This is a genomic window from Pseudomonas sp. CFBP 13727, assembly GCF_014841915.1.
In the GTDB taxonomy this organism is placed as follows: domain Bacteria; phylum Pseudomonadota; class Gammaproteobacteria; order Pseudomonadales; family Pseudomonadaceae; genus Aquipseudomonas; species Aquipseudomonas baltica.
On record NZ_JACYUT010000001.1, the window covers coordinates 1 to 21,877 of the forward strand.

A 21,877-nucleotide genomic window follows, 5' to 3' on the forward strand; every position below is an offset into this window, starting at 1 on the left:
CAGAGGTTGTCCATGGTTGCCAAGGATGTGTTTCCCGTAGGAGCGGTCAGCGGCCGCGAAAAGGCGCCGCCGATGGGCTGATGCACCTCGGCCCCCGGTTCGCGGCCACCGATCGCTCCCACAGGAGGCCTGTCGTGGCCGGTGTGACAGCGTGCCGCAGTGCCACCGCGCACCGCTCTGGGCCGTGCGATTGCGCAGACGAGCGGGCTTGGTTGTCATACATCTGCGCCTCCGTGCGGTTTACAGCGCCCAAGCAGCTGCCTAAAATTCACCCCAAGCGTCGGGGCCTGACCGGTCGACAGCACGCTACCCATAAAAAAAGCCCGTCCAAGACGGGCTTTTTGCGTTTCCAGCGCGCCTTTTTCCAGGCTGCCGCTCACACATCGCCACCCACCGAGGCCTTTTTTCCATGTTGCGCCTGTTTCTGCTGTTGCTGTCCTATTGCTACAAACGCGTCACCACCAGCCTGGCCTCCATGCGCGATCAGCGCATCGAAAACGCCTACTCGACCTATGAAGAAGCCGAGGAGGGTGGCCGTTGGTCGTGGTTGACGCTGCTGACCATCGCCGTGCTGAGCTTCTATATCCTCGGCAGCCTGGGCTTCTACGCCAAGGTGCATATCTGGGACGCGCTGTCCGAAGATCAGAAAAGCATGGTCATCGAGTCCATGGCCGCCAACCAGCAGATGCTCTGAAGCGGCCTTGCGCTAGACCACCAGCGGCTGCAGCGGATAGACCCGGTTGCGGCCCGAGCTCTTGGCCCGGTAAAGCGCCTGATCCGCCGCTTCCACCAGGCTCTGCGCGCGTACGTCCGGGTCGCTGTTGCGCCACACGTGAACACCGGCGCTGATGGTTACGATTCCCAGGTCGCTGCCCGCATGGGCAATCGCCAGCGCGCGCACCGCCAGCAGCACCTTTTCGGCGACCTGCCAGGCACCGGCCTCGTCACTCTCGGGCAGCAGCACCAGAATTTCCTCGCCGCCGTAGCGCACCACCAGGTCCCCCGAACGGCCCACACAGCTCAGCACCGCCTGGCCCACGGCCTTGATGCACTCATCCCCTGCGGGATGTCCATACAGGTCGTTGAAGCGCTTGAAATGGTCGATGTCGAGCATGATCACGCCCAGTGGGCGGGCGTTGCGTCGCGCCCGACCGATCTCGTCGGGCAGCGCCGCGTCCAGCTGGCGGCGGTTGGCCAGGCCAGTCAAGCCGTCCTGCATCGCCAGCTTCTGCAGCGCGGCGTGGGCATTGCGCAGTTCCGCCTCGGTGCGCAGGCCATGGCGAATCTGCCGGATCAGTGTCATCGCGCATAGACCCAGGGCTATCCCGACCACCAGCACGAAGACTGCCGAACGCAGCAGGTTCTCGTACCAGTTGGCCAGCAGTGACGACTTGGATTCGGCGGTTTCCAGCACCAGCGGGTAATTGCGCAGCGCCTGGTAGCTGTACATCCGCTCGACATCGTCCACCAGCGAGCGCTGCATCAGCGTGCCATGGCTGGATTGCGGCAACATCTCGCTGAAGATCCTGCCCTTGGCCATGCTGCTGCCGATCACGTTCTCATCGAACGGGCGGCGCAGCAAAATGGTGCCGTCGTTGAGCAGCAGGGCGATGACCCCGCGCTCGTCCAGGTCGAAGCCGGCGTAGAACTGGTTGAAATATTCCACTTTCAAGGTAGCCAGCACCACGCCGGCAAACTTGCCGTCGGCACTGCTCAGGCGCCTGGAGACAGGAATCACCAAGGCGTTGGTGGAACGACTGCGAATGACCGGCCCGACATGCACCCCGGGGTCGGGATTGTCCTGGTGAAAGCGGAAGTATTCTCGGTCGGCGTTGTTGATGCCTGGCGGATCTGCGAGATTGGAGCTGGCCACCCAGCGCCCTTGGCTGTCATAGATGAACAGCCCCTGCAACTGCTCCATCGAGCGCGTCCAGCCCTGCATCAGGTTGCGCAGACGCTGCACTTCGGCAGGCGCCGTGCCGTCGACCTGGATGCGCTCGATCAGGCCCAGCAGTACCGTGTCCGATTGCTTGATGGTGTCTTCGGCATGCTGGGCCAGCGAGCGGGCCAGGTTGGACGTGGTGATCTCGCTGACATGCATGGCCTGCGCGCGCGCGGTGAGGGTCTGCCATACATCCAGCACGATCAGCGAGACGACTACCAGCGCCACGAAGAGGATAGCCATGCGCTGGGCCGAACTGTCGGACTTCAGGGCGGGTCGATACTGTGCGTCGTCTGGCATCAGGGGCTTCTTGATCGGCAGGTAGGTGCAGTCTAGTGGGTTACGCTCAGCATACAACCGCTGTCTGCGATGCAGGCCTGTGTGGTTGTAATCACCTTGGAGCAGGTTGTACGATGACCTTGGTCGTCCATCATACGGGCTGCGTGGCGTCGTTGCGCCACGCCTGGCTTCCATAACAATTTCAACGATGCAAACAGGAGGTTTCATGACACAGCCATCGACCCGCGACGTTCCCGTCTTGATCATTGGCGCGCTGCTGCCCAGCCTGCAGGAGGCCGTGGAAACCCACTTCGACGCGACCCGCTTTTGGGAACTGCCCGATCAGGACGCCTGGCTGGCGCAGCACGGCGAGCGAATCAAGGCGATCGTCACCTCGGGTGCCCTGGGCGCCAGCAGCGAAGTGATCGCCCGCCTGCCCAAGCTCGAGGCCATCTTCAGCTTCGGTGTCGGCTACGATTCGATCGCCGTCGATGCCGCCCGTGACCGCGGCATCGTGGTCACCAACACCCCGGCGGTGCTGGATGATTGCGTTGCCGATACGGCCATGGCCCTGACCCTGGATGTGATGCGCCGCTACAGCGAGGCCGACCGCTTCGTGCGCGCGGGCAAGTGGACCCAAGGCAAGTTTCCGCTCGCCAGCAAGATCGGCGGCAAGAAGATCGGCATCGTCGGCCTGGGCAACATCGGCGAGTCCATCGCCAGGCGCGCTGCGGCGTTCGACATGCAGGTGCTCTACCACAATCGCAAACTTAAGGCCGGTGTCGCCTACCAGTACTACGCCGACCTGGATGCGATGATCACCGACTGTGACGTGCTGGTGCTGGCGGTGCCCGGTGGCAAGTCCACCGAAGGCCTGATCGATGCCAAGCGCATCGGCCTGTTGGGCAGCAAGGGATTCCTGGTCAATATCGCCCGCGGCAGCGTGGTCGACCAACCGGCGCTGATCGAGGCGCTGCGCGAGGGTCGGATTGCTGGCGCCGGCCTGGATGTCTATGAAGACGAGCCCAATGTGCCCCAGGCGCTCATCGACCTGCACAACGTCGTCCTGCTGCCACACCTGGCCAGCGGCACTCACGAGACACGCCAGGCCATGGGCGACCTGGTGTGGAGCAATATTCAGGGTTATTTTCACGACGAGCGCAAAGTGCTGACGCCGGTAGGCTGATACACATCCGAAAGCTGCCCGCGCAACGCGGGCATGCCGATGGTTGCTTGTTTGCTAGTTTGCACCGGCGCCGGCCGCCCTGATCGGGTGCCCGGCGCAGGCAGACGGTCAGGCGGCGCCAGCCGTCTCGGCCGGTTTGCTCGCCGCGCGACGCAGGGCGATGGGCGCGCTGGGCAAATGAATATCAGGGTTCGCCACCCCGCTGGGCGACAACTCATGGGTCATCTCGAACTCCGCCCGCACCGACCAGCCACAGATCTCGTTCGTACACTGCAGGTACGCCACGCGCAGGAACACATGGGTGCCCTCGCTGGTGCGGATGCGCATTCTGTTCTTGCAGTGAGGGCAAACCATCTTGTAAGTGCTCATTCTTCAAACCTTATGACCCACGCCGTGCTCGTACCACTGAGACACCGGGATCAACTACAAAATTTTAAGTAAGTCTTCCTTGAGTGAACTGCTGGCGCTACCTGCGTCTTGCCTTTGCACAACGGGCGGCTAAATACAGTGAGTCTGAGTAGCCACGCCATGTAGGAAATTTCGTTATGATGTATGTAAGTTGTAGGGCTGCATCTTGGATATCCTTGATTTATGAACTAGGGTTAATATTAATATGCAATTCGAATAAATTAATATACTCAAATTGAGTGGGTCAAGCGGAAGTTCCCAACGTGTGTACCTCTGAAACAACCGAAGTGCTGAATCGGCTCAAGCATCTGTTGGCGGCTTCCAACGACGCAGCGCTGGCCAAGGCCCTGAGCATCAGCCCGCAAACCCTGGCCAGCTGGCGCGCTCGCTGCAGCATTCCGTACGCGTTGTGCATGGACCTGGCGCGCACCGACGGCATTTCCCTCGACTGGTTGCTGTTGGGCCGCGGTGCCATGCTTCTCGAACCACAGACGCTGCTCGCCGACGATGCGGTGGTTGCGGTGCTGGCCACCCTGCAAGGGCTGTGTGCCCAGGACCTGGAGCATGTTCACCAGGTTGCGCTCGAGCGCAAACGGCTGCGTGAGCTGGAACGGGAAGTTGCCAGCCTGCGGCGCTCGAACTGACGGGCTCAGGAACCTCTGAAACGCCGCAGAATGTCCTCGATGTCCAGCCCCCGAACCCAGTCTCGCAACTTCACGCTCAGCGGAATCACCAGCAGTGCGCAGCCGAAAGCGGCAATGCCCCCGGTAAGTTGCGGTACCTGATCGTGCACCATTGGCGCGAACAGCAGACCGACGCCGGCAGATAGCAGTAAGTTGGTCAATTTGCGCGTGCAGCTCGCGCCTTGTTGTCGGCTGATCACCAGGCAGGCGCCCAGTGCCGCGCCCAGCAGGTTATCGAAGGCTGGCCAGGAAGCTGACGCACCCAGTGCCAGGCCCGATGCCGCGGCGGCGCCAGCGACCAGAGTGTCCTGGTTCATGACGCGTCCCCCGGGGCCGGTGACCCGTCGCAATGGCACGATCCGTATTGTTCAAGCACTTGGCACCTCGCCTCGGGTCTGGAGCCGCAACCAGCGGCACTGGACCCATCCTCGCCCGGCGACTCTCAAGGCTCAAGGATCGAGCCTTGTAGGAAAGCCGGACAGAGGTACCTTGCTTGAGCGGTGCAGATGAACTCAGCCGATGGTCACGGCGGCGTGAGCCTTTTCCAGCAGGCGCTGGTTGCGCGAGGACAGCTGGCGCAGCTGGAGCTGCTTGCCGAACTTGCTGTAGCGGGCGGCGAGATTCTCCATGGTGGCGATGGCCGAATGATCCACCAGGTGCAGATGACGACAGTCGATGTAGACCTGGTCCGGGTCGTTCTGCGGATCGAACAGTGCCTGGAAATGCGTGGTCGAGGCGAAGAACAATGTGCCGTGCGGGGTGTAGACGCGTGCCTCGTCGCTGTCGTGGACATCGCTGCGCATGTCGCGCGAGTGCTGCCAGGCGAAGGCCAGCGCCGCGATCAGGATGCCGCACAGCACGGCAGTGGCCAGGTCTGTGAACACGGTGATGATGGTCACCGCAATGATCACCACGGCATCGTTGGCGGGCACCTTGCCCAGCACCCTCACCGAACCCCAGGCAAAGGTCTGCTGCGCGACCACGAACATCACCCCGGCCAGGGCGGCCAGCGGGATGCGCTCGATCAGCGGTGACAGGAACAGAATGAACAGCAGGATCATCACCCCGCTGACGATCCCGGACAGCCGCCCGCGGCCCCCGGAACTCAGGTTGATCACGGTCTGCCCGATCATCGCGCACCCTCCCATGCCGCCGAACAGGCCCGAAGTGATGTTGGCCACGCCCAGCGCCACGCATTCGCGGTTGGGCTGGCCACGGGTCTCGGTGATCTCGTCGGTGAGGTTGAAGGTCAGCAAGGTTTCCAGCAATCCGACCATGGCCATCAGCAGGGCATAGGGGGCAATGATTTTCAGCGTCGCCAGGTCCAGCGGGACGCTGGGCCACTCGAAGCTGGGCAGGCCGCCGGCGATGGTCGCCATGTCGGCCAGGGTGCGCGTGGGCAGGTGCAGCCATTGCACCAGCAGACTGACGCCGATGATCGCCACCAGCGCGCCGGGTACGGCCTTGGTCAGCCGCGGCAGCAGGTAGACCACGGCCATGGTCAGCACCACCAGCCCGGTCATGATGCCCAGCTCACCGAACGGCAGCCATTGGCCGTCGTGGGTCTTGAAGTGTTCGAGCTGCGACATCGCAATGACGATCGCCAGCCCGTTGACGAAGCCCAGCATGACCGGGTGAGGCACCATGCGCACCAGCTTGCCGAGCCGCAACACGCCGAAAATCGCCATGATCAGGCCGCTGAGCACGACGGTGGCCAACAGGTACTGCACGCCGTGCTGTACCACCAGCGCCACGATGACCACGGCCATCGACCCGGCAGCGCCGGAAATCATCGCCGGTCGGCCGCCCAGCAACGCGGTGAGAGTACAAATGATGAAGGCGCCATATAAACCCATCAATGGGTTGACCTGGGCCACCAGGGCAAAGGCGATGCACTCAGGCACCAGCGCGAAAGAGGACGTCAGGCCAGCCAGTACGTTACGGCGTATATCGGTCAAGGACATGCAATACCTATCAGCACAAACACCCCGCGGCTTGGCAGCCGTGGGGTGTGTCTAGCGTTGTTTTGGGAGACGATCAGTTTAACAGGTGTTGCGGGGTGTGTCTGTCGAGCGCCCGAGTCACGCGCCCATGTCGAAGGTGTCGGGGTTGGGGCCAAGCCGCCCGGTCTGCGGGATGTGGGCGATAGCCTGCATGTCCTGCTCGTCGAGCACGAAATCGAACACGTCGAGGTTCTGCGCGATGCGCTCCGGGTTGCTCGAGCGCGGAATGACCACGTGCTGGTTCTGGACATGCCAGCGCAGGATCACCTGGGCGGCGCTCTTGCCATGCTTCTCGGCGATCTGCGACAGAACCGGCTGGGAGAGCAGGGCGCCGCCCTGGCCCAGTGGGCTCCACGACTCGGTCACGATGTTCAGGCCCTTGCAGAATTCGACCAACTCGATCTGGGCGAAATCGGGGTGCAGTTCGATCTGGTTGACCGACGGCGTCACCCCGGTATCGGCAATGATGTGCTGCAGGTGCTCTGGATGAAAGTTGGACACGCCGATAGAGCGCACGCGGCCTTCTTCCTGGAGCCGTACGAAAGCTTTCCAGGTGTCGCGGTAGGCGGCCTTCTTGGGCAGCGCCCAGTGGATGAGGTACAGGTCGAGCTGCTCCAGGCCCAGCTTGGCCATGCTCGCGTCGAACGCGCGCAGGGTGCTGTCGTAGCCCTGGTCGGTGTTCCACAGCTTGGTGGTGATGAAGATTTCGTCGCGTGCCAGTCCGCTTTCGGCCACGGCGCGGCCGACGCCGGCCTCGTTGCCGTAGATCATGGCGGTATCGATGTGGCGGTAGCCGGCCTTGAGGGCGGCCACGCTCGACGCGTAGGCCTGATCGTCATCGAGTTGCCAGACGCCCAGACCCAGTTGTGGAATCTGCACGCCGTCGTTGAGGGTGATCAGTGGTGCATGTGGCATGGGAGGTTGCTCCTGATAGCGGTGAGTCGATGGGGATGTCGACCCGCCGCTACCCGGCATAGTTCACGCCAGCAGCGCTAGACGAAGAGCATCGCCGGCTGCTCCAGCAGGCGTTTGACCGCCTGGATGAAGCGCGCCGCGTCCATGCCGTCGACCACGCGGTGATCGAAGGAGCTGGAGAGGTTCATCATCTGTCGGATCGCGATCTGGCCATTGACGACCATGGGCCGTTCCACCACGCGGTTGACGCCGACGATGGCCACTTCAGGCCGGTTGATCACGGGTGTCGACGCGATGCCGCCCAGGGCGCCCAGGCTGGTCAGGGTGATGGTCGAGCCGGACAGCTCGTTGCGCGCCGCCTTGCCACTGCGCGCGGCATGGGCCAGGCGGTTGATTTCCCCTGCCGTGAACCACAGGTCGGCAGCTTCGGCATGGCGCAGTACCGGCACCATCAAACCGTTGTCGCTTTGCGTGGCGATGCCCATGTGCACGGCACCGTGGCGAGTGATGACCTGCTGTTGATCGTCGTAGTGCGCATTGATCTGCGGGAACTCGCGCAACGCCACGACCAATGCCCGGATCAACAGCGGCAGCAGGGTCAGCTTGCCGCGGCTCTCACCGAACTGCGCGTTGAGGTCGGCGCGCAGCGACAGCAGCGCAGTAACGTCGATCTCCTCGACATAGCTGAAATGCGCCACCTGCCGCGTGGCTTCCTGCATACGCTGGGCGATCTTGCGCCGCAGGCCGATGACGGGGATGCGTTCCTCGTCGATTCGCGGCGTGCCGGTTGTCGCCTGTTGCGCGGTGCGGCTGCCACTCAGGAATGCGTCCAGGTCTGCATGCCGAATGCGCCCGGCAGGGCCGGTGCCGCGCAGCCCGGCCAGGTCGATGCCTTCGTCGCGCGCGCGCTGACGCACGGCCGGCGAGGCCAGAGGCCGCGAGGTCGCTTCGGCGGTGGGCTTGTTGCAAGCGGCCCTGGCCATCGGTACGGGGTTCGTCGGCGCGCTGCCCGGTACAGCCGCAACCGCCACTTCGACGTCGTCGCTTGCGTCCACGGCTACCGGGGTCTGGGCCTCGTGATGATTGCCGGTGCCCTGAACCTCGATGCGGATCAACTCGGCCCCTACCGCCATGACTTCACCCGGCACGCCCCCCAGGGCGACCACGGTGCCGGCCACCGAGCTGGGAATTTCCACGGTCGCCTTGTCGGTCATCACATCGGCCAATACCTGGTCTTCACTGACGGTGTCGCCGACCTTGACGAACCATTCCACCAGCTCGACCTGGGCGATGCCTTCGCCGATGTCCGGCATACGGATTACATGCGTGCCCATTCAGACCTCCATCACACGTTGCAAGGCAGCGCCGACACGCGCAGGGCCTGGGAAATAGGCCCATTCCTGGGCGTGCGGGTACGGCGTGTCCCAGCCGGTGACGCGTTCGATGGGCGCCTCCAGGTGGTGGAAGCAATGTTCCTGCACCAGCGCCACCAGCTCGGCGCCGAAGCCGCAGGTGCGGGTGGCCTCGTGGACCACCACGCAGCGTCCGGTTTTCTGCACCGAAGCGACGATGGTGTCCAGGTCCAGCGGCCACAGGCTGCGCAGGTCGATCACCTCGGCGTCGATCCCGGTCTCCTCGGCGGCGGTGACCGCCACGTAGACGGTGGTGCCGTAGGTCAGCACAGTGACTTCGCTGCCCGGCCGCACGATGGCGGCGCTGTCCAGTGGCACGCTGTAGTAGCCCTCGGGTACCGCGCTGGCGGCGTGCTTGGACCACGGCGTCACGGGCCGGTCGTGATGACCGTCGAAGGGGCCGTTGTAGAGTCGCTTGGGCTCCAGGAAAATCACCGGGTCGTCGTTCTCGATCGCGGCGATCAGCAGCCCTTTGGCGTCGTAGGGGTTGGAGGGCATGACGGTGCGCAGACCGCAGACCTGGGTGAAGATCGCTTCCGGGCTCTGGCTGTGCGTCTGGCCGCCGTAGATGCCGCCGCCGCAGGGCATGCGTACGGTCATCGGCGCGCTGAACTGCCCGGCCGAGCGAAAGCGCAGGCGCGCGGCCTCCGATGCCAGTTGGTCGTAGGCGGGGTAGACGTAGTCGGCGAACTGGATCTCGGCCACCGGGCGCAGGCCATAGGCACCCATGCCGACCGCGATGCCGACGATGCCGCTCTCGGAAATCGGCGTGTCGAACACTCGCGAGCGCCCGTACTTGGCTTGCAGCCCTTCGGTGCAGCGGAACACCCCGCCGAAGTAGCCGATGTCCTGGCCGAAGGCGACCACGTTGGGGTCGCGCTCGAGCATGACGTCCATGGCCGAACGGATGGCCTGGACCATGCTCATGATGGCCGTGCTGTTTGCTTTCTCGACCGGTGTTTCTGTAGGCATATTCATGATGTCAGGCTCCCATCTGCTGACGTTGCCGACGCAGATGCTCGGGCATGTCCTTGTACACGTCTTCGAAAATGGTCGCGGCGCTTGCGACCCGACCACTGACCAGCGTGCCGAATTGTTCGGCCGCCTTCAGCGCTGCAATGACCTGTGCCTCGATCTCGCTTTCCAGGGCGGCGTGGCGCTCTTCGCTCCAGACACCGGTAACGATCAAATGCTGCTTGAGGCGGGCGATCGGATCACCCAGCGGAAAGTGCTGGCCATCGTCGGCAGGGCGGTATTTGGAAGGGTCGTCGGAAGTGGAGTGGGGGCCGGAGCGGTAGGTGACCCATTCGATCAAGGTCGGCCCGTGGTTGCGCCGAGCGCGTTCTGCGGCCCAGCGCGAGGCGGCGAACACCGCGAGGAAATCGTTGCCGTCCACCCGCAGCGAGGCTATGCCACAGCCCACGCCGCGCCCGGCGAAGGTCGTGGCTTCACCGCCAGCGATACCCTGGAACGACGAGATCGCCCACTGGTTGTTGACCACGTTGAGGATGACCGGCGCGCGGTAGACGTGGGCGAACGTCAAGGCGGTATGGAAGTCGGCCTCGGCGGTGGAGCCGTCGCCGATCCACGCCGATGCGATGCGCGTGTCGCCCTGGATGGCCGAGGCCATGGCCCAACCCACCGCCTGGACGAACTGGGTGGCCAGGTTGCCGGATATGCTGAAGAAGCCTTCGTTTTTGTACGAGTACATGACCGGCAACTGGCGACCCTTGAGCGGGTCTTTCTCGTTGGAGAACAGCTGGCAGATCATGTCCACCAGCGGCAGCTTGCGCGCCATCAGGATGCTCTGCTGGCGGTAGGTGGGAAAGCACATGTCGTCGGCGCGCAGTGCCAGCGCATGGGCGCTGCCAATGGCTTCTTCGCCCAGGCTCTGTATATAGAAAGACATTTTCTTCTGGCGCTGGGCGGTCACCATCCGCGTGTCGTAGATGCGCGTGGTGAGCATGGCGCGCAGGCCGTCGTGCAGCACCTGTTCGGGAATGTCTTCGGCCCACGGCCCCTGCGCCTGGCCGTCCTCGTCGAGCACCCGCACCAGGCTTGCGGCCAGGTCGGCGGTGGCTTGCGGGTCGACATCGACGGCGGGCTTGCGCACAGCGCCTGCGGCGCTCAGCTGCAGATAGGAGAAGTCGGTCTTGCAGCCGGGACGGCCGCTGGGTTCAGGCACATGCAGCCTGAGGGGAAGATAGTCGTTCACGTCGTCACTACCCTTGATCTTGTTGTTGTGGGTGCAGCGTTGGGGTTGAGTCTAGTCGGCGTTTGCCGACCGCTCGCAATGCAGACCCCTTGAAACCAATGCTACGGCGCGGCGCAGGCAAAATCATGCCGAAAACGGTAAACGGCGTCAGCGCAATTGCATGAATCATGCGCTTTTGATCCGCTTTCGCAATGATTCATGCCGAGTCAGCAGTGGTGTTTCGGCAGGCCCGGAAACGCAAAAACCCGCCGAGGCGGGTTCTTGTGGTTGCAGCGGGGCGCGTGTCAGCCCAGGACGGCTTCGGCGCCTGTGAACAGCGGCTGTGCAGCGGAGCGCCCAGTCACCAGGGACAGGTCCTCAACCAGGATGCGAGTGCCCCGGCGTTGTTGCAGCACGATGTCCAGCGCGCGGCTGGGCTGCAGCTCGACGTCGTCGAAGGTGATCATCTGGCCCGGCTCGACGGCGCGCTTCATGACCGCGTGGCTCATCAGGCCGATCGGTACGTGGTCCTCGTGACGGTCGATGATCACGCTCTCGCCGCGCAGCTGGAAACCGCCGATGCCGCGGCTGATCAGCTCGCCTGCCGGCATGGCATGCTTGGCGATGGCAGCGACGCCAACGGTGGGGTTGGTCGAGTTGTTCAGCAGAATGCCGCCGCCGTTGAGTACGCGGCGCAGTGTCTTGCCGACCTCCAGCGAACACAGGTGGAAAGGGCGCAGCAGGGCGTAGTAGGGGCCCGCACCCAGCTTGAGGTACTGCAGCGCCTGGCTTTGCACGCGGTCATGGCGACCGACCAGGAACACACCGCCGGCAGCGTAGCCGCTGGGAATCACGTAGTCGACGATCGACTGGCCCAGGCTGTCGGCAAGGGCGCCCAGTATGGCCGAGCTCTCGTCGAGGTTGGTCGAAGGCAGGCCTTCCATGCCCTGACGGGTAATGGTCGCGCCGAAACCGTTGGCCACCAGCGCCTGTTCGATCTGCACCTTGGTGCCATCGGTGAACGAGGTGGTCTGCTCGATGCTGATGCCCTGGCGGGACGACCAGTAGGCCATGTCCTCGTGGCTGGGGTTGTGGTTCAGGTAACCCTTCATGTTGCCGTACACCAGCGGTTCGAAGCCCATCATGATGGCCTCTTCACGCAGGGCTGCCAGCGAGCCGGGCTGATCGCCCTCGGCTTCGGTGATGAAACCCTTGCCGGCCAGGTACGAACCGGTGGTCACCTGCAGCTCGGCGTTGACGGTGATGACCCGCAGGCCGGCACTGAAAGCGCGCTCGATCACCACGGTGCCGTGGCACACATCGCCGCTGCATTCGATGATCAGGTCACTGTGGTCGATCAAGTCGTCGAGCGAGTTGGTGAGTACGCCGTCCAACGGAAAATTCGCCAGCTCACGCACCGGGCGACGGGTCAGGACCCGCGTCACCTGTACGTCCTTGTAATGTTTGGCCAGAAGCAGAACCAGCGCGCGTGCAATCATGCCGGTACCGCTAACACCGATTCTGGTAACAGTCGTTTTGTCCATGGGGCGCACTCTCGAAAAGTTGAACAGCAGGAAACAGCTAGGCACAGCAGGCCGTCCGCGATCCTTGGTCAGGGACGGCGCCTGGGGTGTGCAGGTCCATCAGGGCAAAGCAAAATCCGGGTAAAACGTCATCAGCGCAGCGGGAACGTCGAACTCATGCCCAGCTTCGAGTTCTCGCCGTCGTGAATGGCTCGCTGCAGCAGCGCCAGGCGATCCTGGGCATTGCGGCGACGAGCGAAGTAAGTCAGCAGCGAATTGAAGATCTTGCGGTTCAGGCGGTACATCAACGGTGATGCCAGCCACACGTGCTTGTCGAACCAGGCCTGGTTGCGCGCCGAGTAGTAGGCGCGAAAATCCGAGTTGCCCAGCAGGAACGATTCATAGATGTTGCGAGTGTTGGCCTTGTTGTTCCAGGAATCCTCCAGCTCGTCGATGACCGCATCGGTGAGCAGATAGAGGTGCCCGCCGTTGGCAGTGATACGCCGGGTGTATTCGGTGTCGTCCACGTACAGGACCAACTCGCGGCGCGGCACGCCGATGCTTTCGTACAGGCTGCGATGGCCGAGCATGCCGCCATAAGGCGCGAAGGGCAGGCTGAGCATGGCCGCCGGTTTGCTGCGACGCTTGCCCCAGGGGCGACGGCGCCACAGTTTGTAAGGGATCTGCGCAACGTGGAAACCGAAGTAGCTCGAAGGCCGCTGCGTGGCGAAACGCAGTGGTACGCCCTGGGCGATGTCCTCCTGCTGGCCGGGGCGGAAGCCCAGCACGGCGACCTGGCTGCTGCCGTGCACGCCTTCCAGGCGTTTGAGCTCTGCGTGCAGCAGCTCGACCGCGGCCGGCGTTGGCGTGTTGTCGTCGTCCATCATCCAGATGTACTCGGCGCCATTGGCCAGCGCGGCTTCGATGCCCACTGCGTAACCATTGGCCGAGCCGCTGTTTTCCGCCAGCTGTATGACCCGCACGCGTCCCGGCCAGCGCTCGGCGAGCTGGTCCACCGGGGCGGTTGCAGCGTTGCTGACGATCAGTACTTCGTCGATGTCTGCAAAGCTCAAGGCATCGCCGACCAATTGCTCGAGGTAACCCAGGCGATCGCCGTAGGTCACGGTAACGATGGTCGTCCCCTCTTTGGGGCTCTTTTGCTCACCCGAGAACACTTCCAGGTAGGAGTAGCCATCAATGAGGATTGTCGAGTGTTGTTGCCGAGTATCGACCATGTGGATGCCTTCGCTTGAAAAGAGGAGGGGGTTTGCACCGCCCGTTGGTTAATGCTTTTTTCCGCGTGCTGCAGCGGAGCGCATTGAAACGAGTTTCAAGCGAGGCGAAAACTCTGCATGTTCTGTACTTGTGCTCGACATTTCTGTGCCCCATTCCATTTCGAGTTCAACTCTGTCAATCCGGATCCGTCAATCTGAATCCGTCAATCAGAAGTTAAAGCTACCGCCGGTCCATGCAACGCAGTGGGCGTGGTGTTTCATTTATTTGAATGGCGCTTTCACCGGAACCGGCTAGACGCTCTTCTTGCCTTCGGAAAGTCTCTGGAACGAGGTTTCATGGGCGTTGAAGCGAATTTAAGGTGGTGCTGGCATGTAAGTCAATGCAGCGAATCATGATTTTTGACAAAAATTTTACATTTGCCTTGTTTTTCGCGTAGGTCATTGATTTATATAGCAGTCAATGTTCTGTCGTGGCCATCTGTCAAGAATCCGTGCGCCAAATCAGGCGCGTCAAAAAACTAATTGGCTGTATTTCAACGGCTTTAACAGGGCGGCTTGCGATAAGAACTATCTTCTTGTTGGAAGACTTGCGCAGCGCATAAGTTTGCGACATTCTTCTTTCCGTTCGTCAGGGGCAGTGAACTTTCTTCGTGCCCCGTTAAAGTACCGTTTTCCTACTGCCCCGTTTCATGAATCTGCCACCAGCCGGACATGTGCGCGGGGCGTCTGGCCGTGTGCGCATCTGGACGACCGTTTGTTCCGAAAGACTTTTCAATGTCGCGCCACGTGTGGGGTATTACCGATGTTGTTCAACTCGATGGTCTTCATCGCCGGGTTTCTGCCGGTGGTCTTGCTGGGGTTCTTTCTGCTTGCCGGAACGGGACGCCAGCGCCTGGCTGCCATATGGCTGACCTTGGCGTCGCTGGTGTTCTACGGCTGGTGGAACCCCGCCAACGTCCCTTTGCTGCTGGGCAGCATCGCCTTCAACTATGTACTGGCCGGGCAACTACTGCGTACGCGTTCCAAAGCACTGTTGATCATGGGTGTCAGCGCCAACCTGGCGTTGTTGCTGTATTTCAAATACACCGGTTTTCTGTTCGGCAACATCAATCAAGCGTTTGGTCTGGGCTGGACACTGCAGAACATCACTCTGCCGCTGGCCATCTCCTTCTTCACCTTCCAGCAGATTGCCTACCTGGTCGACACCCATGACGGCGAAGTGGTTGAACATGACTTCGTCAACTACTGCCTGTTCATCACGTTCTTTCCGCATCTGATTGCCGGCCCTATCACTCACCACCGGGAAATGCTCGAGCAGTTTCGCCGTGGCGACAACTTCCGTCCGCAGCTGGTCAACCTGTCCATTGGCGCCAGTATCTTTCTGATGGGCCTGTTCAAGAAAGTCATCATGGCCGACCCCATGGGCGAGAAGGCCGCTCCGGTATTCGCCATGGCGGCAGACGGAACCGTACCCGCCCTGCACGAGGCCTGGATTGGAGCGTTGAGCTACACCCTGCAGATCTACTTCGACTTTTCCGGTTACACCGACATGGCCATCGGCCTGGGGCTGCTGTTCGGCATCAGCCTGCCGGCCAACTTCAACAGCCCGTTCAAGGCACGCAATGTCATCGACTACTGGTCGCGCTGGCACATGACCCTGACCCGCTTTCTTACCAGCTACATCTACAACCCGATCGTGCTGCGCATCGCCCGTCGACGCATGGCGGCAGGATTGCCGATGCCCAAGCGCGGCAAGATGAGCCTGGGTACGTTCTGCATGGTGGTGGCCTATCCGACCGTGCTGACCATGTTCATTTCCGGCGTGTGGCACGGCGCGGGCTGGCAGTTCATGGCGTTTGGCCTGGTGCACGGCTTCTACCTGGTGGTGGCGCACGGCTGGCGCGCCTGGAAGGCTCGCCGGGGCTGGGCCGTGGACAGTGATCGCTGGATGCACCGGATACCGGCCGTGCTGCTGACCTTCACCTGCGTGGTGGTGGCCATGGTGTTCTTCCGCGCGCCGACCCTGACCAGTGCCCTGGCAGTACTGGGCGGTATGCTCGGCTTGAGCGAGCTGCCGGCACAACTGGCGGCCAACCACCTGCGCAGCCTGATCATGATCGCCGCCTTGCTGGCGTTCGTCTGGACGCTGCCGAACATCCAGCAATGGATGGGCCATTTGCGCACCGCCCTCAACGCCAAGCCGGAGCTTCACTGGTTGCAGCGCCGAGTGCCGGCCAGTGCCTGGCAACCCAGCGCCACCGTTGGCGTGGGCATCGGCGTGCTGGGCTTCTTCGCGCTGGCCACGGCGTTCTCGGTTGCCCCCAGCGAATTCCTTTACTTCCAGTTCTGATCAATCGCCCCGTTCTGATCAATCACAAGGTGCCGACCATGGAACAGTTAGCCTGGCTTGCCCAACACCCCGACCTGGGTGCGGCGATTTCCCACGCCAAGTCGCTGAGCGATCCTCTGGCGCGTCTGTATGAAACGGCGAGGCTGGCCGCCTACCGTCGCGATTTCACCCAGACGCTGCGCCTGGATCGCCTTGCGCAGCAGGGCATCGAGCTGCTCGTTGGTGAAGGTGAACAAAGCGTACCGGGCTTCACCGCGTTGCGCATGGCCGTGCTGGCGTCGCATACCGTGGACCATTTGCTGCCGGGTATCCGCGTCGCCGCGCTGCAGCGTCAGGTCGGCGTGTCGGTGTACCTGGCGCCCTATGGCCAGTATCGCCAGGCGTTGCTCGGTGATGATCCCGCGCTGAAGGCTTTTGCCCCGCAGGTCATTCTGCTCGCCCTCGACGCCATGGATTCGCCACCCAGTTGCGCCCTGCATGCCAGTGCCGAAGAGGCCGAAAACGCCGTGCAGGCGCGGGTTGAAGAACTGCGCCTGCTCTGGCGCCAGGCCCGTGCTCGCTACGCTGCACAGGTCATCCAGCAAACCCTGGTGCCCGCGACCCCGGCGCTGTTTGGGCACTTCGACGCGCTGGTGCCAGGCTCGCCGCGCGCCTTGCTCGAACGGCTGAACAACGAGATCCGTCGTGCCGCCCGCGAAGACGGCGTGTTGCTCATGGACCTGGCCTGGAGTGCCGCCGGTGGCCAGTACGGCGACGGCCTGGCCAACCCGGTCCGCTGGCATCAGGCCAAGCAACTGGTAAGTCCGATCTGGGCACCCTTGTATGGCGACCAACTGGCGCGCATCGCTGCCGCGGTGGTGGGTCGCTCGCGCAAGTGCCTGGTGCTGGACCTGGACAACACCCTGTGGGGCGGCGTGGTGGGTGACGACGGGGTCGACGGCCTGTACCTGGGGCAGGGCAGTGCCACCGGTGAAGCCTTCCTCGCTTTCCAGCAGTACGCGGCGCAGCTGGCGCGCCGCGGTGTGATCCTGGCGGTGTGCAGCAAGAACGACATGCAGGTAGCCGAGGCGGCGTTCGATCATCCGGAAATGGCGTTGAAGCGCAGCGACATCGCCGCCTTCGTGGCCAACTGGGAAGACAAGGCGAGCAACCTGCGGCGCATCGCCGAGCAATTGAACATCGGCTTGGACAGCCTGGTGTTCGTCGACGACAACCCTGCCGAACGCGACATCGTGCGCCGCGAATTGCCCCAGGTGGCAGTGCCAGAGCTGCCCGATGACGTCGCCGACTACCCGGCACGGGTGGCTGCCGCGGGTTACTTCGAGGCCATTGCCTTCACTGCCGACGACAGCGCCCGTGTCCAGACCTACCGGGCCAACGGCGAACGCCAGGCGGCGCTGGGTCAGGCCACTGACATGGCCGGTTACCTCAAGGGCCTGGAAATGGTCATGCAGGCGCGGCCCATAGGCACTGCGGAACTGGCGCGGGCGACGCAGCTGATCAACAAGACCAACCAGTTCAACCTCAGCACGCGGCGCTACAGCGAGGTGCAGGTGCAACAGTTGGCAGACACTCCCGGCGCGGTCGCCTTGAGCCTGCGCCTGACCGACAAGTTCGGCGACAACGGCCTGATCAGCGTGGTGCTGGCGCGCCCCGACACCACTTGTGCCGACGACGAGCTGTTCATCGACACCTGGCTGATGAGCTGCCGTGTGCTGGGCCGCCAGGCCGAACAGGCGGCCCTGCAGGTACTTGCCCAATACGCCGCTACCGCCGGCTACAGCGCGTTGATCGGCGAATACCGCCCCAGCGAGCGCAATGCGATGGTCGCCGAACATTATCCGCAGCTGGGCTTCGTCCATGCGCCGAACCCCGATGCCAGTTCGCCGGCCACGCTGTGGCGTTACCCACTGAACGCGTCTTCCACGTTCAACCATCACATCGAGATCCGCCATGACTGAAACCACTACCGTGTTGCACGAACTGACCGACCTGTTCCGTGACCTGTTCGACGACGAAGGCCTGGTGCTGAGCAGCGACACCACGGCCGATCAGGTCGAGGGCTGGGACAGCCAGATGCACGTGATGCTGATCGTCGCCGCCGAGCAGCGCTTCGGCATCAAGTTCCGCACCGCGGAACTGGAGTCGTTGCGCAACGTCGGCCAATTCACTCAGTTGATCGAAAGCAAACTTTCCGGGAGTTGACCGATGCAAACGACCGCACAGCCACACGCATCGCCGCCTGCGGGCGCCGCGATGGGCCCTGCCTACCTGATCTGGATGGGTGTCGGGCTGTTCGGCAGTCTGGCGCTTTTCGCCGGCTTGATTCTGGGGCTGCGCGCCACCGGCAACCTGCCGCCGCCGGCGTTTTCCAACAGCCTGTGTGCGGACGAAAAGCTCTCGTTCATGCGTGAGCACCCGGCGCAGGCGCCGAACCTGCTGGTGGTGGGTTCGTCGGTCGCGTGGCGGCACTTCGACGGCCAGACGGTCGCCGACAAGGCCCCTGGGGTGCGGCCTCTCAATGGTGCGTTCTGCGGACTGCGCGCCAACCAGGCGGTGTACGTCGCCAACTGGCTGCTGGACCGCGAAACCACCGTCGAGCAAGTGCTGATGATCGTCGACCCACTGGACTTCGCGGGTTGCAGCACGGTTGCCGCGGCCGTGTTCGACCGCCGCGACGCCGATGCCTATGTGTACGGACAGGGCTCGGCCTGGCTGCCCTACATGCGCTACTTCACCCCCGGCTCGCTGCTGCGCAACGCACGCACGGTCAAGGCCCAGCGCGCCGGGCAGGTCGAGTTCGACCCGTTGGTGTTCAACCGTTACGGCGACGGCCCGCTGGACACCCGCAATTCTCGCGCGCTGCTGTACGGCCAGCCCGACGCGCTCGACCCGACCTGCTTCGCCGCGCTCGACAGCCTGGCCCAGCGTCTCAAGCGCGAAGGGCGGCCTTTGACCGTGGTGGCGACTCCGCTGCATCCGCAGTGGAAGGCCGAAAACGATGGCGACGGTCGCCTGCTGGCCGCGTTCGACAGTGCCCTGCGCCAGACTCTGGATCGCAGTGGCGCGCAGTTGTGGAACGCCGATACCGAATACCAGGTCAGCGAAACCGCCTTCGTCGATGCCATTCACTTGCGCTGGAGCGCGGCTCAGGCGCTGTCCGTCGACCTTGCGGCGCGCCTGGCGCCGGTTGCCGAGGTGGCGGTGGTGCAACGCCAATAGCCGTCGCCACGGGCTGTTGGGAGGGGAGCTTCGGCGCTGAAAATAACCGTTCACATTCCCCCGAAACGTTAAAAACCTGTCATGTCTCGGCCCTGCTAGTCTGCCCGTACGCACCCCACGGACAGCTGCACCATGAAGGCTTGGGCCGTTCCCCTGATCGCGCTGTGCTACAGCGCTTCGCTCGACGCTCGAACGCTGGCGTTGACCGAGGCCGAGCGCGGCTGGATTCGTGACCACCCGGTGGTGGAGTATGCGGTGGATCCCTACTGGCCCATCGAGTACGTGGAAAATGGCCAGCATCAGGGGCTGACCCGTGACTACATCGATCATATCCAGCGCACCACCGGCCTGCGTCTGGTCCGCGTGCCCAGTCCCGACTGGCAGTCAACGCAGCAGAGCCTGGCCAGCGGCCGACTGATGCTGGCTTCGGCAGTGTCCGAGCGTTTGCTCGACGCACAGCCACGCAGCCAGTTGTTGTTGAGCCAGCCGTATTTCTTTGGCGCGACGGTGGCGATCACCCGCGCCGGCAAGCCCATGCTGTTCACTGCCGGCCGCCTGGCAGGGCAGACCGTGGCGGTGAAAGGCGGTGGTGGCTATGAACACTACCTTCGCCAGCACCATCCCGACGTTCGCCTGCTGTTGCTCGGTGATGCCGAACAGGCCCTGGCCGCGGTGGCCGAACAACGCGCGGACGTGGCAATCGGTCTGGACGCCGTGCTGCAACCGGTGTTGCGCCGCAAGTATGCCGGTCGCCTGCACCTGGCCGGCGTGGTGGCCGACATGCCGGTGGTGCTGGCCATGGGCGTGACACCCAGCGAGCCGCTGTTGCGCGCCATCGTCGACAAGGCGCTGGACAGCCTCACCTCCAAGGCCACCGATGATATCTATGACCGTTGGTTGGCGCAGACCGATTTCGGCGCACCCACCTGGCAGACCCTGGCGCAGTATTACTGGCTGGAAATCGTCGTCGGACTCGGGCTGTTGCTGCTGCTCGCCACCCTGGCCCGCCGCGCTCGCGTGGCGCAACGCCGCGCGCAACGCAGCGAACGGCGCATGGCGCGCTTTTTGGCCATGCTCGGCCACGAGATTCGCACGCCGATGAATGCGGTGCTGTCGGCCATCGAACTGTTGTCCCGCAGCCATCTGGGTGCCCGTGAACAGCAGTGGGTTGGCCTGGCCAACGATTCGGCCGTGAATCTGCTGGAGCTGCTCGACGACATTCTGGAGATCACGCGCCTGGACGCCGGCGCGGTACGTCTGCACCTGCAGCCCACCGACCTGGCCGCGTTGGGCCGCAGCGTCGCCGAGCTGTACCGCCTGGAAGCCGAGCGTAAAGGCCTGCGCCTGGATTACCGCGCGCTGGGGTTCGATCACACGCTGCTCGGAGTCGATCGCCTGCGCGTGCGGCAGATTCTCACCAACCTGCTCTCCAATGCGGTCAAGTTCACCCACCATGGCCAGGTCAGCCTGGCCCTCGAATGCCGCCCCACGGCCACGGCCACGGCCAAGGGCGCAGGCGGATGGCTCGAGATCCGCGTCAGCGACAGTGGTGTCGGCATCGCGCCGGATCGCCACAACGCTGTCTTCGAAGCATTCACCCAGGCCAATGGCAGCACGACCGAGCGCTACGGGGGCAGCGGCTTGGGTCTGGCCATCTGCCGCGAGCTGATCCAGCTCATGGGTGGCAGCATCGCCCTGCACAGCGAAGTGGGCTGCGGCACCGTAATCAGCTGCCGGTTGCCGGTGACGCTGCAAGCGCTGTCGCCGACACTGGCAACGGCGCTGCCTGCCGCTGCGGTGGACACGTTGGTGGCGCTGCGCAAGACGGTACTGGTGGTCGAAGACCATGTGCTTAATCAACGTGTCATCGCCCAGCAACTGGAATTGCTGGGCTATCGCTGCGAAGTGGTCGGGAGTGGTACGCAGGCCCTGGGCACCCTCAGTGCGCATGACGATTTGGGTCTGGTATTGCTTGATTGCCAGCTGCCGGACCTCGATGGCTACGCCCTGGCCCGCAAGATCCGGCAGATACCCGGCGGCTACGGGCACGTTCCCATCGTCGCCATTTCCGCCGCCAGTGATCCCGAGCACGTGCAGCGCTGCTATGCCAGCGGCATGAACGATGTGTTGCTCAAACCTTTGCAGCTGTCGGAGCTGGCACGGGTCTGCGGCCAGTTCCTGAGGGTCGCCGAGCGATCGGTGGCGCCGCTTGCGCCGGCACTCGATGCAGCGACCCGGCGAACGATTGAGCAGCTTCTGGTTACGACCTGTCGAGACGATTTGCGCGAGCTGACCCAGGCCTTGCACGAGCAGCGCCTGCAGGCGGCCATCGGCCTGGCCCATCGCATGGAGGGGGCCGCGCGCATGGCGGGCGCGCTGATGCTGGCCGATGCCGCAGAGCACCTGCAGCAGCGCCTGGAAGCGTGGCCGCTGCCGCGCGAAGCCTGGCAGCACGGGGTGGATGAGGTCTACCGGGCACTGGATGACATCGACAAGCTGCCATCGCCATGAGCTTATATCCGGAC

General features: G+C 63.5%; 18 protein-coding genes. 8 read left to right on the forward strand and 10 right to left on the reverse strand.

All coding sequences use genetic code 11. The annotated features are described in order from the left end of the window. Positions 1–409: 409 nt before the first annotated feature. Complete coding sequence (locus tag IFT76_RS00005) at positions 410–694, forward strand: hypothetical protein (RefSeq protein ID WP_192055960.1); 285 nt, start codon at positions 410–412, stop codon at positions 692–694. A gap of 12 nt (positions 695–706) precedes the next feature. Here the strand turns inward: IFT76_RS00005 and IFT76_RS00010 are convergent, their stop codons facing one another. Then, positions 707–2,242: a sensor domain-containing diguanylate cyclase gene (locus tag IFT76_RS00010; protein ID WP_192057034.1), complete on the reverse strand. Its 1,536-nt coding sequence runs from the start codon at positions 2,240–2,242 to the stop codon at positions 707–709. Between the two features lie 205 nt (positions 2,243–2,447). Here IFT76_RS00010 and IFT76_RS00015 point away from each other — a divergent pair, with 205 nt between their 5' ends. Then, positions 2,448–3,407 carry a 2-hydroxyacid dehydrogenase gene (locus IFT76_RS00015; protein WP_192057035.1) on the forward strand — a complete coding sequence of 320 codons (960 nt, stop codon included), beginning with the start codon at positions 2,448–2,450 and terminating at the stop codon, positions 3,405–3,407. Between the two features lie 108 nt (positions 3,408–3,515). On the opposite strand, the gene IFT76_RS00020 is transcribed toward IFT76_RS00015, so the two are convergent. Next, on the reverse strand, positions 3,516–3,776 hold the full coding sequence (locus IFT76_RS00020) for an ogr/Delta-like zinc finger family protein (RefSeq protein ID WP_122477941.1): 261 nt from the start codon (positions 3,774–3,776) through the stop codon (positions 3,516–3,518). 302 nt (positions 3,777–4,078) lie between these two features. Here IFT76_RS00020 and IFT76_RS00025 point away from each other — a divergent pair, with 302 nt between their 5' ends. Next, positions 4,079–4,459, forward strand: a complete 381-nt coding sequence (locus IFT76_RS00025; RefSeq protein WP_192057036.1) for a helix-turn-helix domain-containing protein — start codon at positions 4,079–4,081, stop codon at positions 4,457–4,459. A 5-nt stretch (positions 4,460–4,464) separates the two neighbouring features. On the opposite strand, the gene IFT76_RS00030 is transcribed toward IFT76_RS00025, so the two are convergent. The 8 genes from IFT76_RS00030 to IFT76_RS00065 all read right to left on the reverse strand — a co-directional run bounded on the left by IFT76_RS00030 (position 4,465) and on the right by IFT76_RS00065 (position 13,780). Further along, positions 4,465–4,815 carry a putative holin gene (locus IFT76_RS00030; protein WP_122477944.1) on the reverse strand — a complete coding sequence of 117 codons (351 nt, stop codon included), beginning with the start codon at positions 4,813–4,815 and terminating at the stop codon, positions 4,465–4,467. Between the two features lie 195 nt (positions 4,816–5,010). Further along, a complete protein-coding gene (locus tag IFT76_RS00035) occupies positions 5,011–6,462 on the reverse strand; it encodes a SulP family inorganic anion transporter (protein ID WP_122477946.1) in 1,452 nt (483 codons plus the stop codon). Between the two features lie 117 nt (positions 6,463–6,579). Next, on the reverse strand, positions 6,580–7,416 hold the full coding sequence (locus IFT76_RS00040) for an aldo/keto reductase (protein WP_185793292.1): 837 nt from the start codon (positions 7,414–7,416) through the stop codon (positions 6,580–6,582). A gap of 77 nt (positions 7,417–7,493) precedes the next feature. Then, on the reverse strand, positions 7,494–8,750 hold the full coding sequence (locus IFT76_RS00045; protein ID WP_192057037.1) for a dihydrolipoamide acetyltransferase family protein: 1,257 nt from the start codon (positions 8,748–8,750) through the stop codon (positions 7,494–7,496). Then, positions 8,751–9,800, reverse strand: a complete 1,050-nt coding sequence (locus IFT76_RS00050; RefSeq protein ID WP_122478262.1) for an alpha-ketoacid dehydrogenase subunit beta — start codon at positions 9,798–9,800, stop codon at positions 8,751–8,753. 10 nt (positions 9,801–9,810) lie between these two features. Next, positions 9,811–11,043 carry a 3-methyl-2-oxobutanoate dehydrogenase (2-methylpropanoyl-transferring) subunit alpha gene (locus IFT76_RS00055; RefSeq protein ID WP_122477952.1) on the reverse strand — a complete coding sequence of 411 codons (1,233 nt, stop codon included), beginning with the start codon at positions 11,041–11,043 and terminating at the stop codon, positions 9,811–9,813. A gap of 284 nt (positions 11,044–11,327) precedes the next feature. Further along, positions 11,328–12,521: an NAD(P)-dependent oxidoreductase gene (locus IFT76_RS00060; RefSeq protein WP_244647867.1), complete on the reverse strand. Its 1,194-nt coding sequence runs from the start codon at positions 12,519–12,521 to the stop codon at positions 11,328–11,330. A gap of 176 nt (positions 12,522–12,697) precedes the next feature. Further along, positions 12,698–13,780: a glycosyltransferase gene (locus tag IFT76_RS00065; protein ID WP_192057038.1), complete on the reverse strand. Its 1,083-nt coding sequence runs from the start codon at positions 13,778–13,780 to the stop codon at positions 12,698–12,700. Positions 13,781–14,582: 802 nt separating this feature from the next. Between IFT76_RS00065 and IFT76_RS00070 the strand changes: the two genes are divergently transcribed. From IFT76_RS00070 to IFT76_RS00090, 5 genes are all read left to right on the forward strand, one after another. After that, entirely contained in the window at positions 14,583–16,130 is a 1,548-nt protein-coding gene (locus IFT76_RS00070; RefSeq protein WP_192057039.1) for an MBOAT family O-acyltransferase, read from the forward strand. Between the two features lie 38 nt (positions 16,131–16,168). Next, a complete protein-coding gene (locus IFT76_RS00075; protein ID WP_192057040.1) occupies positions 16,169–18,091 on the forward strand; it encodes an HAD-IIIC family phosphatase in 1,923 nt (640 codons plus the stop codon). After that, a complete protein-coding gene (locus IFT76_RS00080) occupies positions 18,084–18,335 on the forward strand; it encodes an acyl carrier protein (RefSeq protein ID WP_122477958.1) in 252 nt (83 codons plus the stop codon). The genes IFT76_RS00075 and IFT76_RS00080 overlap by 8 nt, the downstream gene beginning before the upstream one ends. A 3-nt stretch (positions 18,336–18,338) precedes the next feature. Beyond that, on the forward strand, positions 18,339–19,352 hold the full coding sequence (locus IFT76_RS00085) for a hypothetical protein (protein ID WP_192057041.1): 1,014 nt from the start codon (positions 18,339–18,341) through the stop codon (positions 19,350–19,352). Positions 19,353–19,484: 132 nt separating this feature from the next. Continuing rightward, positions 19,485–21,863: an ATP-binding protein gene (locus tag IFT76_RS00090; RefSeq protein ID WP_192057042.1), complete on the forward strand. Its 2,379-nt coding sequence runs from the start codon at positions 19,485–19,487 to the stop codon at positions 21,861–21,863. The last annotated feature ends 14 nt before the right edge of the window (positions 21,864–21,877 follow it).

Coding starts and splice junctions, on each gene's coding strand:
- IFT76_RS00070 (WP_192057039.1), top strand. CDS start 14,583: ATGTTGTTCAACTCGATGGTCTTCATCGCCGGGTTTCTGCCGGTGGTC.
- IFT76_RS00020 (WP_122477941.1), bottom strand. CDS start 3,776: ATGAGCACTTACAAGATGGTTTGCCCTCACTGCAAGAACAGAATGCGC.
- IFT76_RS00035 (WP_122477946.1), bottom strand. CDS start 6,462: ATGTCCTTGACCGATATACGCCGTAACGTACTGGCTGGCCTGACGTCC.
- IFT76_RS00015 (WP_192057035.1), top strand. CDS start 2,448: ATGACACAGCCATCGACCCGCGACGTTCCCGTCTTGATCATTGGCGCG.
- IFT76_RS00050 (WP_122478262.1), bottom strand. CDS start 9,800: ATGCCTACAGAAACACCGGTCGAGAAAGCAAACAGCACGGCCATCATG.
- IFT76_RS00045 (WP_192057037.1), bottom strand. CDS start 8,750: ATGGGCACGCATGTAATCCGTATGCCGGACATCGGCGAAGGCATCGCC.
- IFT76_RS00040 (WP_185793292.1), bottom strand. CDS start 7,416: ATGCCACATGCACCACTGATCACCCTCAACGACGGCGTGCAGATTCCA.
- IFT76_RS00060 (WP_244647867.1), bottom strand. CDS start 12,521: ATGATTGCACGCGCGCTGGTTCTGCTTCTGGCCAAACATTACAAGGAC.
- IFT76_RS00065 (WP_192057038.1), bottom strand. CDS start 13,780: ATGGTCGATACTCGGCAACAACACTCGACAATCCTCATTGATGGCTAC.
- IFT76_RS00010 (WP_192057034.1), bottom strand. CDS start 2,242: ATGCCAGACGACGCACAGTATCGACCCGCCCTGAAGTCCGACAGTTCG.
- IFT76_RS00090 (WP_192057042.1), top strand. CDS start 19,485: ATGAAGGCTTGGGCCGTTCCCCTGATCGCGCTGTGCTACAGCGCTTCG.
- IFT76_RS00005 (WP_192055960.1), top strand. CDS start 410: ATGTTGCGCCTGTTTCTGCTGTTGCTGTCCTATTGCTACAAACGCGTC.
- IFT76_RS00080 (WP_122477958.1), top strand. CDS start 18,084: ATGACTGAAACCACTACCGTGTTGCACGAACTGACCGACCTGTTCCGT.
- IFT76_RS00075 (WP_192057040.1), top strand. CDS start 16,169: ATGGAACAGTTAGCCTGGCTTGCCCAACACCCCGACCTGGGTGCGGCG.
- IFT76_RS00085 (WP_192057041.1), top strand. CDS start 18,339: ATGCAAACGACCGCACAGCCACACGCATCGCCGCCTGCGGGCGCCGCG.
- IFT76_RS00030 (WP_122477944.1), bottom strand. CDS start 4,815: ATGAACCAGGACACTCTGGTCGCTGGCGCCGCCGCGGCATCGGGCCTG.